15 protein-coding genes are annotated in these 18008 nt (G+C 63.7%); 10 read left to right on the top strand and 5 right to left on the bottom strand.

The window, feature by feature from the left end:
- From GX444_00150 to trmD, 3 genes are all read right to left on the bottom strand, one after another.
- Window positions 1–604 (bottom strand): hypothetical protein (locus GX444_00150; GenBank protein ID NLH46992.1); only part of this gene is annotated, 604 nt, incomplete at its 3' end.
- A gap of 292 nt (window positions 605–896) precedes the next feature.
- Window positions 897–2336 carry a B12-binding domain-containing radical SAM protein gene (locus GX444_00145; protein ID NLH46991.1) on the bottom strand — a complete coding sequence of 480 codons (1440 nt, stop codon included), beginning with the start codon at window positions 2334–2336 and terminating at the stop codon, window positions 897–899.
- Between the two features lie 68 nt (window positions 2337–2404).
- Complete coding sequence (gene trmD, locus GX444_00140; protein ID NLH46990.1) at window positions 2405–3499, bottom strand: tRNA (guanosine(37)-N1)-methyltransferase TrmD; 1095 nt, start codon at window positions 3497–3499, stop codon at window positions 2405–2407.
- Window positions 3500–3661: 162 nt separating this feature from the next.
- Here trmD and GX444_00135 point away from each other — a divergent pair, with 162 nt between their 5' ends.
- The 7 genes from GX444_00135 (at window position 3662) to GX444_00105 (ending at window position 12642) form a co-directional block, all read left to right on the top strand.
- Window positions 3662–6079, top strand: coding sequence for a hypothetical protein (locus GX444_00135; GenBank protein NLH46989.1), 2418 nt, complete (start codon window positions 3662–3664; stop codon window positions 6077–6079).
- Between the two features lie 16 nt (window positions 6080–6095).
- Window positions 6096–6398 (top strand): Asp-tRNA(Asn)/Glu-tRNA(Gln) amidotransferase subunit GatC, encoded by a 303-nt coding sequence (gene gatC / locus GX444_00130; protein ID NLH46988.1) that lies wholly within the window; start codon window positions 6096–6098, stop codon window positions 6396–6398.
- Window positions 6395–7861 (top strand): Asp-tRNA(Asn)/Glu-tRNA(Gln) amidotransferase subunit GatA, encoded by a 1467-nt coding sequence (gene gatA / locus GX444_00125; GenBank protein ID NLH46987.1) that lies wholly within the window; start codon window positions 6395–6397, stop codon window positions 7859–7861. Before gatC ends, gatA begins: the two co-directional genes overlap by 4 nt.
- Entirely contained in the window at window positions 7858–9294 is a 1437-nt protein-coding gene (gatB, locus tag GX444_00120; protein ID NLH46986.1) for an Asp-tRNA(Asn)/Glu-tRNA(Gln) amidotransferase subunit GatB, read from the top strand. Before gatA ends, gatB begins: the two co-directional genes overlap by 4 nt.
- Before the next feature lie 28 nt (window positions 9295–9322).
- Window positions 9323–9976, top strand: coding sequence for a hypothetical protein (locus GX444_00115; protein NLH46985.1), 654 nt, complete (start codon window positions 9323–9325; stop codon window positions 9974–9976).
- A gap of 79 nt (window positions 9977–10055) precedes the next feature.
- Window positions 10056–11183, top strand: coding sequence for a hypothetical protein (locus tag GX444_00110; GenBank protein ID NLH46984.1), 1128 nt, complete (start codon window positions 10056–10058; stop codon window positions 11181–11183).
- A 133-nt stretch (window positions 11184–11316) separates the two neighbouring features.
- Window positions 11317–12642, top strand: a complete 1326-nt coding sequence (locus GX444_00105) for a hypothetical protein (GenBank protein NLH46983.1) — start codon at window positions 11317–11319, stop codon at window positions 12640–12642.
- A gap of 73 nt (window positions 12643–12715) precedes the next feature.
- Here the strand turns inward: GX444_00105 and mobB are convergent, their stop codons facing one another.
- Window positions 12716–13225, bottom strand: coding sequence for a molybdopterin-guanine dinucleotide biosynthesis protein B (gene mobB / locus GX444_00100; GenBank protein NLH46982.1), 510 nt, complete (start codon window positions 13223–13225; stop codon window positions 12716–12718).
- A 28-nt stretch (window positions 13226–13253) separates the two neighbouring features.
- Complete coding sequence (locus tag GX444_00095; GenBank protein ID NLH46981.1) at window positions 13254–13694, bottom strand: transcriptional repressor; 441 nt, start codon at window positions 13692–13694, stop codon at window positions 13254–13256.
- Between the two features lie 211 nt (window positions 13695–13905).
- On the opposite strand from GX444_00095, the gene GX444_00090 reads away from it, so the two are divergent.
- The 3 genes from GX444_00090 to GX444_00080 are packed head-to-tail and all read left to right on the top strand — an operon-like array spanning window position 13906 to window position 18001.
- The gene (locus GX444_00090) at window positions 13906–15462 is read left to right on the top strand and encodes an FAD-binding oxidoreductase (protein NLH46980.1); all 1557 of its coding nucleotides are present in this window, start codon (window positions 13906–13908) and stop codon (window positions 15460–15462) included.
- Window positions 15462–16901, top strand: a complete 1440-nt coding sequence (locus GX444_00085) for an FAD-binding oxidoreductase (protein NLH46979.1) — start codon at window positions 15462–15464, stop codon at window positions 16899–16901. The genes GX444_00090 and GX444_00085 overlap by 1 nt, the downstream gene beginning before the upstream one ends.
- Entirely contained in the window at window positions 16895–18001 is a 1107-nt protein-coding gene (locus GX444_00080; protein ID NLH46978.1) for a (Fe-S)-binding protein, read from the top strand. Before GX444_00085 ends, GX444_00080 begins: the two co-directional genes overlap by 7 nt.
- Window positions 18002–18008: the final 7 nt, after the last annotated feature.

Genomic DNA, 18008 nt, shown 5'->3' with positions numbered 1-18008 from the left:
ATTCCGCGGCGTTCGTGATGCCGTTGGGATAGGCGGCCAACATCGTTGCGCCGTCCATGACCAGGGACTTTCCGGTTGTCTCGTCCAGCGCGAGGTAACGTTCCTCCAGTTTCTGCCGATAAACGGCTTTCTCGTCAAAGTAAATGAAAGATACCGCGGCCTTGATTCGGGTAACATACAGCGCTTGTTTTTCGTGCAGCGAAAGAACAGGCTTGAGAGCGAGCGGTAATGTCAATTGTTGTCGCGCGCCGATGGCGATTTCCTCGTCGATCAGCGTTTCCCGTAACGACCCGAAGCGGGCCAAAACCTTCACTTTGGCATAACAGGAAAACTCGTCGGGGCCGGTGATCACGATCGTCGCCGCCGGGTTTGTCCCGTTGGCGTCAATTATTCCACTGCCGCTTTGAAGCCATTTGGCGGAAGCCCCCAAGGGCGCGGGAATTTCAGGGCCGCCGTCCGTGCTAAATCGGGTAACCAAGCCAGGATATTTTTCATTTTTCGCGCCCGGCATCGCCTGATTTGTCTTTCCACAAGAAAACATCAAAATAGTGGAAGCAAGACAAATAAGACCAAGAAGAAATTCCCAATTCCAACGACATTTCATCGCCGTACTCTCCATCTTGAAAAATATCGCCAAGACTCGGTTGCTATCAACAAATCCTGAAGGGACTGGATCGTCTGAACGAAAAAGCCGCTAGGTGGCAGAGAAAACACCCCAACCATGATGGATAAGCTGAAGGCGGAATGGCCAATAATTTCTTTTGTCGGTAAAAAATTGGCACTCACTGCCATTTCCTATCGGTAATTGTAAAAGACAATAACCATCATTAGGGTAATTTTTTTCTAACTCTTTGTCAATAAAATAATCATTTACGAATCGGCGGCGGCTTTCAGTGTTACTCGCGCGCGGCGTTCCACCGGCGCGGCGAAAGCAGTGCGCGCAAGCCGCGCAGATGGCGCGCCAGATCGCCCGGGCCGCGCAGTGAAAACAGGCGGCGCAGGATGTAAGCGGGGCGCAGGTGAAAGCGGCGGTAGAACCAGCGCAGGCGGCGGCCGATTTCCGCTTCATCGACGTCCGGTTCGGTCCAGAGCGGCGGGCGGAAATTCGCGACCGGCTCGGCGGCGAACTCGCGCCAGAAGTCGGTACGGAAGCGGCCGGTGCGCCGTCCTTCCTCGTAGAGGTCGGTGGCCGGATAGGGCGTGAAGACCGAGGCGTGCACCAGGTCGGGCCCGGCCTTTTTGGCGACCCGGAGGCTCGCCCGCACATCCGCCATTTTCTCGTCCGGGTTGCCGATCATGAAGTAGGCGATCGTCCGCAAGCCGGCGCGCCGCGCCTGGCGGAAGGTTTCGACCATCGCGGCGGTGTCGACGGGCCGGTTGAGTCGCGCCAACACCCGCGGGCTGCCCGATTCGATGCCCATCGTCACCAGGTCGCAGCCGGCGCGCTTCATGGCCGCGAACGTTTCCGCGTCGACCGACCCGACGCGGGCCCGCGCCATCCACGGCAGGCGCAAATCGCGGCCCTTGATTCCCTCGCACAGCGCCAACATCCGCTCTTTGTTGACGGTCATCACTTCGTCGTAAAACAAAATGTACCGAATGCCGAGCGATTTGCAGAAAGCCATTTCCTCGATGACGTTTTCCGCCGACCGCGTCCGAAAACGTTTGCCCGTCACCGAATGCGAACAGAAGGCGCAGTGGAACGGGCAGCCGCGGCTGGAAATCACGATGCCGATCGGGTGCCGCGACGTGACGATGGACCGGTAGCGGCGGATGGGCGTCAAATCGTGCGCCGGAAACGGCAGTTCGTCGAGATTCTCGAGCGGCGCGGGCGGCGGGTTGGTGACGATCCGCCCGCCGCGCTGAAAGAGGATGCCCGGCACGCGCTCGAAGCCCTCCCACTCGTCGATCGCCGCCAAGAGCGCCGGAAACGAGCGTTCGGCCTCGCCTTGCAGGGCGTAATCGAACAGCGAGAGTGCGGCGGTCTCGCGCGGATACAGAAACGGCTGAAGGCCGCCGGCGACGACCACGCTTTCGGGCGCGGCGCGCCGCACGATCTTCACCACCTCGACGGCGTCGGGCAGCGTGAAGGTGTTGACCGGCAGGCCGACGACGTCGGGCCGCAAGAGGCCGACGGCCCGCTCGAGTTTCGCGTCGTCCAGGCGTTCGGCGTGGGCATCGAGAAAGGACACCTCGTGCCGGCCGTCCTCGCGGGCCGCCGCCGCGACGTACAGCAGGCCGATGGGCGGCGTCGCGCCGCGCAAGCCTTCCACCGCCGCGGGCAGGTTGGCCTGCACGGTGTGCCTCTCGGGCGGATTGAGCAGCAGGACGCGCATCGGGTCGACTCGGGGTCAAAAGTTCGGGCGATTATAGCACCGGCGCGGGGCTTTGTGGCGCCGCTTGCTCAACGACCGCTGAAGAGGCGTTCGAGCCAGACAAACAACGCGAGGGGCGAGGCGGCTTCGCCGGGCAGCGCCGGCGCGGCCGAAACGGCTTTCCGCGGCGGTTCGCCGCCCCAGACGATCGTTGCGCCGTCGGTGGCCGCCGCCAACCGGGCCGCGATTTCCGCGAGCGGCGCCTGCCCCGGGCCCGGCCGGTCGGCCAGGTGGAACAACCGCTCCTTCGGCCGTTTGCGTAGCGCCGCGTCGAGCGGTCCGGTCACCTTGACCAGGTCGCCGGCCGTTTCGCGCAGCGCGCGGCGCCGGTCCGGATCGACGACCGCGCAGACGACCTCGCGCAAGCCGTAGGCGCGCCCGGCCGCCGCCAGCGGCTCGAGCAGCCACGGCTCGGGATCGCGCACCGCGAGGCGCACCCGCGAAGCCGCCGCGCCGGCCGCCAGGTCGGGCCGCAGCCGCGCCGTGCGCGCCAACGATTCCCGGCGGCGCCAATCCTCGATGGCGGCATGGTTGCCGCCGAGCAGCACCTCGGGAACCCGCCAGCCGCGAAACTCAGGCGGCCGGGTGTAGGCCGGATGTTTGAGCCCCGCCGTGAAGGTGTCGGTTTCCACCGATTCGGCCTTGCCGATCACGCCCGGCAGTTTGCGCGCGATGGCGTCGATCGCCGCCAGCGCGGCCGGTTCGCCGCCGGTCAGCACGAAGTCGCCGATCGACAGCCATTCGTCCACGAGGTGTTCGGCGACCCGTTCGTCCACGCCTTCGTAGCGGCCGCAACAAAACACCAGCGACGTTTCCCGCGCCAGCCGGAGCGCCGTTTGTTCGTCGAGTTTCGGGCCCTGCGGCGTCAACAGCACCACGCGGGCGCCCGGCAGTTCGCGCCGCGCCGCCTCGATCGCCTTCGCCCAGACGTCGACCTTCATCACCATGCCGGCCCCGCCGCCGTACGGCACGTCGTCCACCGGCCGATGCCGACCGGTCGCATAATCGCGCAGGTTGACGGCCGCGACGTTCACCAGGCCCTTGTCGGCCGCCTTGCCGAGCAGGCCTTCGCCCAGGCAGGAAGAAAAGAAAGTGGGGAAAATGGTCAAAACGCGGATGTTCATCGTGCTTCCAGGTTTCTGACGAGCCCAGTCAGCTATACCCGTTTTTTTCACGGCCCGCAAATTCCTTTGCTTCGAAGGTTGACGATTGGACCTGAAAAGTTGGATGATCTTGCTTATCTTAGTGTATCCGGTGGTCGGCTTGTAAATTTTGGGAGTGATTTGATGAAGGCAGCTTGCCCGGTTTGTGCGGCGGAGTACCCGATTCCCGATGAAAAAATTCAGGGAAAAGCCAAAGGACTGTTGGTGAAATGCCGCAAATGCGCGACGGTTTTCCGCGCCTTTGCCGATGGCCGGCCCTCCGAAGCGGCCGTAAAACCGGAATCCGCGCCGGCCGAAACGCCCGCGCCGGCTGCCGCACCCGCGCCGGCTGAACCGGCGGCGCCTTCGCCGAGTCAGTCGATTCCGGCCACGCAGGCGATTCCCATGCCTTCGCTTGCCGGGTTGGAACCAGCCGCCCGCGAAACCGGTATGCGCAAGGGAGTCGTGCGATCGACCTTCATCGATCAACCCTTGCCGCGAATGAGCGCGACCGAATCGTCCGTCGAAACCGAACCGACGGACGACCTACCCGAAGCGGAAGCCGAACCGCTGTCGGAAACGAGAACCGAAACCGATACCGAACCGACTTCCGAGCCGGACATCGAAGCCGTCGCCGAACCAATCCCCGAATCGGAAATCGAAGTGATTGCCGAACCGATTCCCGAACCGGTGATCGAAGCCGTCGCCGAACCGATTCCCGAACCGGAAATCGAAGCCGCAGCCGAACCAATCCCCGAACCGGAAATCGAAGTGATTGCCGAACCGATTCCCGAACCGGTGATCGAAGCCGTCGCCGAACCGATTCCCGAACCGGAAACGATTCCTGAAGTCATGGCGACTCCCATCGAAACGCCCCCGCCGGCGGTCGAGCGTCCCAAAATGCCCGAACTCGGCGATCTGTTGAACCTGCCGCTGACCTTCAAGGAAAAATCCGCGCCGGCCGAACCGGCGGCGCCCGTCATGCCTTCGCTGTCGTTCGACGTCAAATCCGTTCCGCCGTCTCAAGCAGCGGCACCCGCGATGCCTTCGCTGTCGTTCGAAGTCAAACCCGCTCCGCCGATCGAACCCGAAGCGACGCCCGAACCCGAGCCGTTGCCGGAAGTGGAACCGGTCGCCGAGGAGGAATCGCTTCTCGAGGTGGAGGCCGAAGCCGTCATCGCGGAACCGGTATCCGAGATGCAAACGACCGCCGAGGCCGAACGGTTGGACGCCGAATTCGATCACGTGATCGAGGAGGAGCCGCCGAACCGCTACGAACGGGCGTTCAATCCGCTGGCGCGCAAGAAGAAGGCGAAACCGCGCCGGCCGCTCGACCTGGACCTGGCCTCCGATCTGGCGAACCTGCGGCGCTTCGGCGACTGGCGGAAACTGGCCAAGATCGGCGGCCTGATCGGCGTCGTTTTGCTGGTGATCGGGCTGATCGTTTTTGCCTTCTCCGCGAAAAAGGAAATCAAGCAGATCGAAGGCAACATGGCCAAGCGCAACGAGGCTTCGCAAATCGCGCAAGACCAGAACAAGGAACGCCTGAGCTACGACAACAAATACCAGGCGGCCCTGCGTCTGGCGGAACCCGGCACGGCCGAGGCGCTCGAAAAAGCGGTCGGTTCGCTCGACGAGGCGCTGCAAGTGAAGCCGGATTTTGTACCCGCGTTGGCGACCAAGGCGCTATATCTGGCGTATCTGGCGATCGAGCGGCAAAAGGACGATCGCGTCGAACCCGCCTGCCAGGCCGCGCAAAAAGCCTTCGAGTTGGCGCCGCAGGAAGCGTCCGCGCTGCGCGCCAAGGCGGCCTGCGAACTGGCCTCCGGCAAATTGGAAGAGGCGGACAAGAGCCTTCACGAGGCGTTGACCGTCAAGGAGGACGACGCCACGGAGGACGCGGAATCCAACTACCTGCTGGCCCTGCTCTACATCCAACAGAAGGATCAGGACAAGGCGATCTTTTCGCTCAACAGCGCGGTGGCGATGAACCGGCTGCACTTCCGCGCCCTGCACCTGCTCGCCGACCTGTACGCCTCGGAAAAGGATTTGAAAAAAGCGTTGGAGACCGAGGAAAAGGCGCTCGCCCTGATTCCCGACCACCTCGAGGCCAAGCGGCGCATCGAGCAATACCAGAGCCTGCTCAACGGCGACCTCGCCCAAACCGGTCCGGTGCCCGGACTGCCGGCCGAAACCGCTTCGGACACCGACAAGAAGGCCCAGGCGAAGGAGCTGTTGAAAAAGCTGGACGACGCCGTGCGCCGCGGGTCGCAGAACGAGGCCCTCGGCCTGACCAACGAACTGATGAAGCTGGGCGTCTACACGGGCGAGATTTATTTGCGCAAATGCCAGCTCATGCTCAACGGCGGCCATTACGAGGCCGCGATCGACGCCTGCACGACGGCGCGCAATTACAGCCCGGACGCCTATTACTTCCTGGGCGCCGCGTACGAAGCCAGCGGCAACGAGATGCTGAAAAAACAAAATTACCAGGCCTACCTCAACGCCCGTCCCGACGGCCGTTACGCGGCCGAGGTTCGCTCGATCCTCGGGACGAAATAGGAGCCCGATCCAAATCATGGCCATCGATCGTGAACAGGTTTTGCACGTGGCCGCCCTGGCCCGGCTGCGCGTCGAGGAACGCGATCTCGACCGCCTGACCGAACAGATGGGGCGGATTCTCGACTATGTGAACAAGCTCGCCGAACTGGACCTGGAAGGCGTCGAGCCGACCAGCCACGCCGTCGAGTTGCTCGGCGCGCTGCAGGAAGACGCCGTGCGGGCCGGTCTGGCGCCGCGCGAACTGTTCCGCAACGCCCCCGACGCGGTGCCGCCGTACGTGCGCGTCCCCAAGGTCATCGAGGGAGGGGGCAGCGCATGAACACCGCCGGCTGGACCATCGCCCAAATGGCCGCCGCCCTGCGCGAGCGGCGCGTCACCAGCACCGCGCTGGTGACCGACGCCCTGGCCCGCATCCGGGCGACCGAAAAGCGGCTGAACGCCTGGCTGACCCTCGCCGAGGGACCGGCCCTGGCGCGCGCCGCCGCCCTCGACGCGCGCCTGCAAGCCGGCGACGAACTGCCGCCGCTGGCCGGCGTGCCGCTCGGAATCAAAGACAACTTCAACGTGGTCGGCCTGCCGGCGCGGGCCGGCTCGAAAATCCTCGGCCACTACCAGGCGCCGTACGAATCGACCGCGACCGCCCGGCTGTTGGACGCCGGCGCGGTCTTGCTCGGCAAGACCAACCAGGACGAATTCGCCATGGGCAGCTCCGGCGAATACAGCGCCTTCGGCCCGACGCATAACCCGTGGAACCTCGACTACGCGCCCGGCGGCAGCAGTTCCGGCTCCGCGGCCGCCGTCGCGGCCGGCCACGTGCCCGGCGCGCTGGGCACCGACACCGGCGGCTCGATCCGCCAGCCGGCCAGCCATTGCGGCATCGTCGGCATCAAGCCCACGTACGGCCGCGTCAGCCGCTACGGCATCTTCGCCTTCGCCTCCAGCCTCGACCAGATCGGCCCGCTGACCCGCACGGTGCGCGACGCCGCGCTGCTGCTGCAAATCATCGCCGGGGCCGATCCGCACGACGCGACCAGCGCGCCGCTGCCGGTGCCCGACTACCGCGCGGCCTGCGAACGCGGCTTACAGGGACTGCGCATCGGCGTGCCGAAGGAATACTTCATCAAAGGCATCGCCCCCGACGTGGAAGCGGCGGTGCGCGAATCGCTGGCGACGCTGGAGAAAAACGGGGCGAAGCTGGTCGAGATTTCGCTGCCGCACACCGAATATTGCGTTGCGGCCTATTACCTGATCGCCCCCGCCGAGGCCAGTTCCAACCTGGCGCGTTACGACGGCGTGCGCTACGGCCACCGCAGCGCGGACGCGCGCGACCTCCTGGAGATGTACACCAACACGCGGCTCGATGGCTTCGGCCCCGAGGTGACCCGCCGCATCCTGATCGGCACCTTCGCGCTGTCGGCGGGCTACTACGACGCCTACTACGCCAAGGCGCAAAAGGCCCGCACGCTCATCCGGCGCGACTTTGTCGAAGCCTTCAAACAGGTCGACGTCATCGGCGCGCCGACCGCGCCCGAAACGGCGATCAAGCTCGGCGCGCGCGTCGACGATCCGCTCGGCATGTACCTGTCGGACATCCTGACCATCAGCGTCAACCTGGCCGGCCTGCCCGGCCTGGTGCTGCCGTGCGGCCGCGACCGCCTGGGCCTGCCGATCGGCCTGCAATTCATCGGGCCGGCTTTCGGCGAGGAAGCCGTCTTCCAAGCCGCCGCGGCCTGGGAAGCCCTGCGGCGGCCGGAATGGACCTGGCCGGAGGTGACGGCATGAACTGGGAAACCATCATCGGCCTCGAAGTGCACGTGCAGCTTTTAACGAAGACCAAGGCGTTCTGCCGCTGCCCCAACCGCTACGGCGACGAACCCAACACGAACATTTGCCCGACCTGCCTGGGTCTGCCCGGCGCGCTGCCGGTGCCCAACCGCGCGGTCGTCGAACAGGCCGTCCGGCTGTCGCTCGCCGTCGGCGCGACCGTGCACGAAAAATCGATCTGGGCGCGGAAAAACTACTTCTATCCCGACCTGACCAAAGGCTACCAGATCAGCCAGTTCGACCGGCCGCTGGCCACCGGCGGTTTTCTGCCCGTCCGCCTGGCCGACGGCACGATCAAGCGCGTGGGCATCACGCGGCTGCACCTGGAGGAAGACGCCGGCAAGAGCAGCCACGGCGAGGGCGCCGACGCCGCCTACAGCCTGATCGACTTCAACCGCTGCGGCGTGCCGCTGGTCGAAATCGTCTCCGAGCCCGACCTGCGTTCGCCGGAAGAAGCGGCCGCCTACCTGAAAACCTTGCGCCAACTGGTCGTGCGCCTCGGCGTTTGCGACGGCAACATGGAACAGGGATCGCTGCGCTGCGACGCCAACGTGTCGGTGCGGCCGATCGGCGAAACCGCGCTCCGGACGCGCACCGAGATCAAAAACGTCAATTCCTTCAAATTCGTCAAACAGGCGCTCGAATTCGAGGCGCAACGGCACATCGCCGTCTACGAAAGCGGCGGCCGGATTCGGCAGGAAACCCTGCTGTTCGATTCGGCCCGGGGCGAAACGTTTTCGATGCGCTCCAAGGAAGAAGCCCACGATTACCGCTATTTCCCCGAGCCCGACATGCCCCCGCTGATCGTCGAGGCCGCGGCGGTCCAGCGCGCCAAAAGCGAGCTGCCCGAACTGCCCTGGGAAATGAACGAACGGTTCGAAAAACAGTACGGCCTGACGCCGTACGACGTGGGCGTGCTGACCGAAGACCCGGATACCGCCGCGTTTTACGAGCAGGTCGCCGCGCTCGCCGATCCGAAACTGGCCGCCAACTGGGTGATGGGCGACCTGACCGCGCTGTGGAAAGAGCGGGAAATCGGCGCCGCCGCCAGCCCCGTGACGCCCGCGGCGCTCGCCGAACTGATCCGCCTGATCGCCGGCGGCAGCATCAGCGGCAAAATCGCCAAGGACGTGCTCGCGGCGATGGCGGCGGGCGAAGGCTCGCCGGGCGAAATCGTCGCCAAACGCGGCCTGACGCAGATCAGCGATTCGTCGTCGCTGGAGCCGATGATCGAAGAAGTGCTCAAGAACAACCCCAAACAACTCGATCAATACAAGAGCGGCAAGACGGGTTTGTTCGGCTTCTTCGTCGGTCAGATCATGAAACAGACGAAGGGCCAGGCCAATCCGCAACTGGTCAACGATTTGTTGAAAAAGAAGCTGGACGGCTGAAAATCCGTGGCGCCGTGGGAGGACCGGAATGAGTAAAAAACGAGTGTTAATCGCGCTGTTGGCGCTGGCCCTGGTGCTTTGCCTGTCGCTGCCGGCGTCGGCCGCGAAAAAAGGCAAGAAAAAGGGCCAGGGCAAGGACGACCAGACCGATAAAACCGAAAAATCCGACCCCATGGCCGGCCGCATCGGCTTGTCGATCAGCGGCGGCGGCATCAGTTCGTCCGCCGGGTTCGGTTTCGAGGGCCGCCTGGGCCTGACCTACTACTTCAATCACTGGGTGAACGTCACCCTGTCGCCGGGATTCGGCACCTATCCGATCGAATACGACGGTCCCGACGACAAGACCGAGACGGTTTACATCAAGTACATCCCGACCGATCTGTCGGTGATTTTTACGCCGTTCCGCTTCGGCAACTACGGCGTTTATTTCGGCCCGGGCGTCGGCATGACCTATTACTGGTGGACCCAGAAGGAAGACGATCCGAACAACGCCGGGGACACGCGCGAGGTCGATTACGACGAAACGCTTTATTCGACCTTCATTACCGGCGGCGTGAGCATTTACATGGGCGGGCCGCTGGTCATGTCGGTCGGCGCGACCTACACGATCCCCGACGTCACCGAATTCTCCACTGAAAACGGCGTATTCAGCTTCGGCTTCGGCGGCGGCGTGATGTTCTGAGCGCCGCGCCCGGTCGCGTACGGTCTCTGGATCGGGACGGAATCTGCGGCGAGTCGGTTTCGCCGGAAGGAGCAGTCGGATGTTCTGGAAGCGCAAGCGGCGCAACGAAAACGAGATCGTCATCGCCTATCTGCAGCGGCGGCTGGTCGAGCAGGTCGAGGAACTCAAGGCGAACATCAAACCCGATTCGAATCCGGAAATTCATCTGGCCAAGCTGGACTGGATCATTTCGCTGTTTCACGAGGTCGGCCATTTGTACCTGCTGGAAGGCCGGCCGCGCGACGAGGCGCAAATCAAGGCCCAGGCCGCCAAGTTTTTGCTGTTGCTGCCGGCGCGGCGCGACTTCGACCGGCTGACAGCGGCCGAAAAATGGCTGCTGGAATCGATCGCCACCCTGCAAACGGGGGAAATCAGTTTTTCCCTGGCCGACGCCCACGCCGTGCTGGGCGACCTGCTGCTGCGGCGGGCGCTGGAAACGAAAGACCCCGAGGCGCGGCGGGCGGCGCTGAGCGGCGCCCGGGAAAACCTGGAAGCCGCGCTGGCGGTGGCCGAAAACGAAACCCTCGCCAACCGGTGGCGCGACGACAATCAGCCCAACCGGCCGTCGCGTGAACTGTACCTCACCGACCTCTTCAACAAACTGGGCAGCCTGCGGCGCAATCTGGCCACCGGCAATCCGGTGGAATCCTTCGCCCACCTGACCAAGGCCCATGAGTACTTTTCCCGCGCGCTGACCTACTGCCCGCGCTCGCAAGCGCCGGAACTCTACGCGGTGACGCAAAACAACCTGGGCATGGTCGGCATGTTGATCGCCGGGCAGGCCGCCGACGAAGCGACGCTGAACGATGCCGAGCAACATTTCCACGACGCGCTGCAGGCGGTGGAAAAAGGCCGCCAACCGCATCTGTACGCCATGCTCCACAGCAACCTGGGCGAACTGATGCTGGCGTTCACCGGCACGCACCTGCGCTCGCGCTACGATTTGTTGCAAAGCGCCATGTCGCACTTCGGCGAAGCGCTACCGTTTTTCCCGCAAGACCATTACCCGCTGCAATACGCGCGCATCCTTTTCGGCCAGGGGCGCGCCCTGGCGATGATGGGGCAGAAGGACGCGGCACGGCAGTTGTTTCAGGAAGCGTACGATTTCCGCTCGCACCTGCCCGACAACGGCCGACAGATCGAAAAGGCGCTGGCCGAACTGTCCTGAAGGCAAGCCCGCCGAACCGCAAAATTTGTTGGTTCAAACCGTTCGCGCTTGCGTCGATCCCCGCTGAACGTTTATAGTCCGGCAAGATTATTTTCATCTCCGGCAACCGCGACACCGACAGGGAGAAATATAGATGCGTTATGTCCTCGGGTGGACTATCGTTTTGCTGTTGGCGTTTGGCGGGGCGGCGCCAGCCGCCGAGACGTCCGTCAACGGCCGGCTGACCGAAATCGACGGCCAGCGCGTGCTGCAGCTCTGGGGCGATTCCTACGAAATGGGATTCGCCCACGGTTATCTGGTTGGCGATGAAATCGTCGACGCCATGCACGAGTACATTCTGCGCCTGCTGCCGCCCGCGCTGTACGAACTGACCTATCCGCTGGCCGCCGCGCTGTTCGGCCTGCCGCCCGATTACCTCGACGAGGCGCAAGGCGTCATCGACGGCCTCATCGCCGCCGGAGTCGATCCGTACATCGCCGAACTGGGCCGCGACCTCGACGTCGACGATCTGATTTTATGCAACGCCGTGGCGGATATCGGCGCCATGGCATGCAGTTCGCAAGCGGCGTGGGACAAGGCCACCGCCGGCGATCCACGCCTCGGCGGCGAGACCGCCGTCGTGCGCAACCTCGATTGGATCCTGCGGGGCGAGGACCGGTTTTTCCTGCCCGTGCGCACCCTGGTGTTCGTTTTTTCGCCGAGCGATCCGGATTTGCAGCCGGTGGTGTCGGTGGCTTTTCCCGGTTACTTCAGTTGTCTGTCCTGCCTCAACGAAGAAGGCCTGACGGCGGTGGTCAACATCGCGCACAACGGCACGCCGCTCTGGCAAATCCTGGTCGAAAATTACATCCCGATCGGCATCACGCTGCGCGAAACGATGCACCGGCGAGCGAATTCCACCGACGGCGATCCGCTGACCCCGGTGATCGAAGCGATCGACGAAAGCCGGCGCAGCGGCGCTTCCGCCATCACCCTGGCCGTGCCCCGCGACCAGGCCGCCGGCGACCCGGCACTGGTGCTCGAGGTCGACAACCGCGGCGTGATGCGGCGCCTCGCGAGCGACGATCCGTGGATGCCGCCGGATATCGTCCTGGCCACCAACACGCTGCTCAAGATGCGCCTGAACCACGGCTGCAAGCGGTACGGCACCATGAAAGACCTGATCAAACTCGCCGGCGGCCGCCTGACGCTCGACGACATGTGGAAAATCGAATCGGCCGTCATTCAGGACTATTTCCTGAGCACCACCTCGCAAACCATTTATTTCCTCCCCGACCGCCGCGAAATCGGGGTCGCCTTTTCCGACAGCGCGGCCTATTCGCCCGAGAAAGAGCCGGCCGTGTTGACCTGGGACGAGTTGCTGGATTCCATCCCGGCCGATGACGATTCGCCCGACGATCAACAAAACAAGAAATCGGAAGAAGACGACCAGAGCGAGTCTAGCGGTTGCGGCATCTAGCATGATCGTATAAAGCCGTATTGTTCTTTTATTATGTGTACTTAGATCATATTGCCAGTCTTCAGATCGCGTTCTATGAACAAATCCGGTTGGTCAGAAACCGCCGCTCCAAAAAATCCGCGACCTGTTCCGGCTGGTTCAAATCGAAGACCGGCACTTCCACGTCGTGGGGAAAATCGGTGACCAGGGCGATCCAGTGCGGATCGCCGGAGCAAACCAGGGTGGGATCGGCTTGCGCTTGCCGCCAAACCTCGATCTTGGGCACCGCCGCCCTTTTGTATCCTTCGACGAGCAGCAGGTCGATATCCTGAGGCAGGGTCGCGGCGATTTCCTCGATGGTCATTTCCCGATCGAGCCGCCGCACGATCGCCAGGCGGTTTTCGGAAGCGATCATCGCCTGCCGCGAACCGGCCTCGCGGTGGCGAAAGCTGTCCTTGCCTTCGTGGTCGATGTCGAAGTCGCCGGGGTGATGCTTGAGCGTGGCCAAGCAATAGCCGCGGGCCGTCAACTCTTCCACCAGGCAACACACCAGTGTGGTCTTGCCGCACCCCGAGGTGCCGACCACCGCGACGATCGGAATCATCGAGCCCCCCGCGAACCGACCAACCGGACTACAGATTGCCCGGCGCGGCTGCCAACGAAGCGGCCGGGGCGTCCTCGGCGGCCAGTTTCGACGCACAGGCGGAGCACAGGCCGTACAGATCCAGGCGGTGTCCGATCAACTTGAAGTTGTAGCGTTCGGCAACCTCTTCCTGCAGCCGTTCGATGCTCGATTCCTCGAACTCGATGTGCTGCCCGCAACGCACGCAGAACAGGTGATCGTGGTGTTCCTGGCCGTAGATGTATTCGTAGGTGTATTCCGCGCCCGGCGAGGTTTCCGCCACCCGAACCAACCCGGCCTCCACCAGGAGCGGGATGGTCCGATAAACGGTCGCCCGGCTGGCGATCATCCCCCGCGCCGCCAGATCCTTGACCAGATCCTCGATCTTGAAATGCTTTTTGGTGGTCGCCAGCGCGCGGACGATTTCGTCGCGTTCGTTGGTGCAACGCATCTCACGAATCCTAAGATGCTCGCGAAAAACTTCTACTGCGTCCTTCATGTTTGACTCCCATGGTCGTTCACAAATCAATTAAAAGGCTGATAGTGACATTCGTCAAGTCTATTGAGACATAATCCAAACTTTTATCGCTTGACGATCGACGCACTGCGGCAATAACCTGTGCGCTGGTTTCGTTACCAAACGAAAGGCGCGGAACAAGCTTATGAACCTGGCACCGAGTCAGCTAACCAGCGGAATTAAGGAACGATTGCGGGCCATTGTCGGCGACGCCAATATCTCGCTCACCGACATCGATCGTCTTTCCTATTGCCACGACAACAACCCGATGTTCAATCTGGCGACGAACGAAGGACGCATCGGACCCTTGCCGGATGTGATCGTCTGGCCGGCCGATACCGCGCAGGTGGTACAGATCGTGCGCCTGGCCAACGAAACGCGCACGCCGATCATCCCCTACGGCGCGGGCAGCGGCGTTTGCGGCGGCATCGTGGCGCTGCACGGCGGCATCATTCTCGACCTCAAGAAGATGAAGCGGATTCTTGAAATCGACGAGAAATCGCTGACCGTCCGGGCCGAGACGGGCATTCTCGGCCAATTGCTGGAACTGGAACTGAACCGCCGCGGCTATACCATGGGCCACTTTCCGAGCTCGATCTACAGCTCGACCCTCGGCGGCTACCTGGCGGCGCGCAGCGCCGGTCAGCTCTCGGCGAAATACGGCAAGATCGAGGACATGGTGCTGGCGCTGGAAGCGGTGCTGGGCACGGGCGAAATCCTGCGGACCCAGGCGGCGCCGCGCGCCGCGCAGGGACCGGATTGGAACCAAATGCTGATCGGTTCCGAAGGCACGCTGGGCATCATCACCGAGGCCACCGTGCGCATCCGGCCGCTGCCGGCGGCGCGGCATTTTCTCTCGTTTCATTTCGACAGCATCGAGGCGGGCGTCGAGGCGATGCGCATGTTGATGCGCCACGATCTGCAGCCGGCCGCGATGCGCCTCTACGACGAACTGGACACCGCGCTGGTCGGCAACAAATCCAAGGAAGGCGAGAGCAACGAAAGCTACCTCGACCTCTTGCCGCTGTCGCAGTTCGGCAACGTGGTGCAGGGACTGGTGCCCGGGGCGATCAAACGGGCCAAGCGGTTTTTCGGCCAACGCGCCGACCTGATCAACACCCTCGAACGATTCGCGAAGGGCTGCCTGATGGTGCTGACCTTCGAGGGCGACGAGGAGTTGTCGCGCGAGGACAAGAATCTGGCGACGCTGATCTGCGAAAAGCTCGGCGGCAAGAACCGCGGTCCCGAACCGGCGCAGCGCTGGTGGAAAAACCGCTACCACGTTTCCTATCAGCAATCGAAGATTTTCTTCCACGGCGCGTTCGTGGATACGATCGAGATGGCGACCTCCTGGCGGCGCGTGCCGACGCTCTACCACGAGGTGCGGCGGGCGGTGAAGGACCAGGCGTTCATCATGGCGCACTTTTCGCACGCCTATCTCGACGGCTGTTCGGTGTATTTCACCTTCGTCACGGCGGCGCAGTCGGTGGACAAGGCCGAGGCCGCCTATCGCGCCGTCTGGGACGCGGCGGTGGCCGCCTGCCATCGGGTGGGAGGCACGCTGAGCCACCACCACGGCATCGGTTTAAGCAAGGCCCGGTTCATGAGCGAGGAGCACGGCGCCGCGATGCAGCTCTTCGAGGCCTTGAAGCGGGAGATGGATCCCAACGGCATTCTCAACCCGGCGAAAATGGGGCTCTGATGACCACGCCAACCGCGCGCCGTCACGTCAACGTCGAATTGCTCAACCGCCTCCGGGACGTGCTGGGAGGGACGCGAGTCAGCCACGGCACGCTCGACGGCATCAGCTACAGCCGCGACCTGTGGCCGCGCGGCACCCTGGACGTCCGCCGGGGCCGGATCGAAAACCGCCCGGAACTGATCGCCTGGCCGGAGACGACCGAGGAGGTCAGCCGCATCCTGCGCATCTGCAACGAGATGCGCGTGCCCGTCGTGCCGTTCGGCGCGGGCAGCGGGATGTGCGGCGCGGCCGTGCCGCGGCGCGGCGGCATCATCCTGGACCTGAAGCGGATGAAGCAGGTGGAGCGCATCAGCGACCAGAGCAACCTGGTGGTCTGCCAGCCGGGCATTCTGGGCGCGCACCTCGAGCGCGAACTCAACCGGCACGGTTACACGCTGGGCCATCTGCCGGGTTCGCTCGGCACTTCCACCGTCGGCGGGTACCTCGCGACGCGCAGCGCCGGCCTGGCCGCCACCTATTACGGCAAAATCGAAGACATGGTCATCAGCCTGCAAGTGGTGCTGCCCGACGGCACGGTCGTCACCACCCGCACCGCGCCGCGCCGCGCCACCGGCCCCGATTTCAATCATTTGTTTCTCGGGTCCGAAGGCGCGTTGGGCGTGATCACCCGTACCCACCTGCGCATCCATTTGCTGCCGGAAGCCTATTTCTTCCGCGGGCTGGCGTTTAAAAACCTGGCCGCCGGGCTGGAAAGCCTGCGCCTGATACTCCGTTGCGGCATGCGGCCGCTGTTCGTGCGGCTCTGCGACGAGGACGATACCGCCACGACGATGAACGAACTGGGCATCGCCGTGCGCGGCTGCCTGTTGGTGCTGATTTTCGGCGGCGGCGCCGGAATGGTCGAACTGAGCGGGCGCAAGGCGGTGGAAATCTGCCGCGGCCTCGACGGTCGCGATCACGGCGAGGAGCCGGCGCGCGTCTGGTACGAACACCGTTACGCCGAACATTATCGCCAGAGCGAAATCCTCGCCGAGCCCGAGACGATTTTCGACACCATCGAAGTCGCCGCCACCTGGCGGGACATCGAGGGCGTCTATCGGGCGGTGCGCGGCGCCGTGCCCAAGGAAATCCGCCTGGCCGCGCACGTGCCGCACGCCTATCCCGAGGGCTGCTCGCTGGAATTCACGATGACCGGCCGCGCCAAGGCGAAAAAGGATCTGGAACTTTACGATCGCGCCTGGTCGCTGGTGCTCGACGCGCTGGGGAAAAACGGCGGCGTGCTGAGCCACCACCACGGCATCGGCCTGCAGAAAGACAAGTGGCGCGCCCGGCAACAGCCGGTGGCCGAAACGCTGTTGCGCGCCCTCAAGCGGCAACTGGATCCGTACGACATTCTCAATCCCGGCAAATTCGACGGCGAACCGGAGGACGCATGCTGAAGCGTTTTCACAAAGAGATCGACTATTGCACCTATTGTCCGAAACTGTGCCGCTTTTCCTGCCCGGTCGGCAACGCCAGCAGCAACGAAACCTTCACGCCCTGGGGCCGGCAAACCTTGTTGCACCTGATCGGCCAGGGCGCCGTCGGCTGGGATCGCGCCACCGCCAACACCGTGTACAAATGCACCACCTGCATGCTCTGCCGGGAATTCTGCGATCACGAGATCGAGGTGCCGCCGGTGATGCACGCGGCCCGCAACGAAGCCGTCCGGCAGAAGATCCAGCCGCAGGAAGTCGTCGAGTTCCATCACTTTTTCCGCGAACAGCAAAACCCGTTCGGCGACGATCTCGCGGCCCGGCTGCGCTCGACGCTGCCCGCTTCGCTGTTCAACGCCGACGCCCAGGTGGTCTATTTCCCCGGCTGCTCGCTGATCTACAACTACCCGCAGACGATCAAGAACACCTTCAAGGTGCTCGAGGCGATGGACGTCAACTACGTCGCCTGCTACGACGCGGAAACGCCGTGCTGCGGCATTCCGTTGTACGACACCGGGTATCTGGACGATTTCAAAAAAAACGCCGAAGTGCTGGGCAAAAAGCTCGGCCGCGCCAAGGTGATCATCACCGGCTGCCCGAGCTGCGCCTGGGCGCTGAAGGCGCGGCTGCCCGAGGTCGGCGTGCAGCTCACCGAGCGGATCTACCACCTGACCGAATTTCTCGCGCCGCTGGTCGAGGAAGGCAAGCTGCCGGTGCGGCGGCCGTTCGCGCGGCGGGTCATCTATCACGATCCGTGCTACCTCGGCCGCTATCTCGGCGTCTTCGAACAGCCGCGTAAACTGCTCAACGAGGTCTGCCGCGAACCGCTGATCGAATTCAGTTGGAAGGAAAAACATTCCTACTGCTGCGGCGGCGGCGGCGCCATTCCGACCACCAACCCGGTGATGACGCGCGAGATCGCCCGCGAGCGCCTGCACGAGGTCAACGACGGCGAGAAGAAGACGCTGGTGACGGCGTGTCCGACCTGCATGCGGTCGTTCCAGAAGGCCGACGAGCGGGTCGACGTGATGGACCTCGTCGACGTGCTGGCGCGCTGCCTGTGAGCCCCGC

It is taken from the genome of Myxococcales bacterium, assembly GCA_012517325.1.
Taxonomy (GTDB): Bacteria; Lernaellota; Lernaellaia; order Lernaellales; family Lernaellaceae; genus JAAYVF01.
Note: the sequence above shows the minus strand (reverse complement) of the source record. Positions and strands in the feature narration are given on the sequence as shown.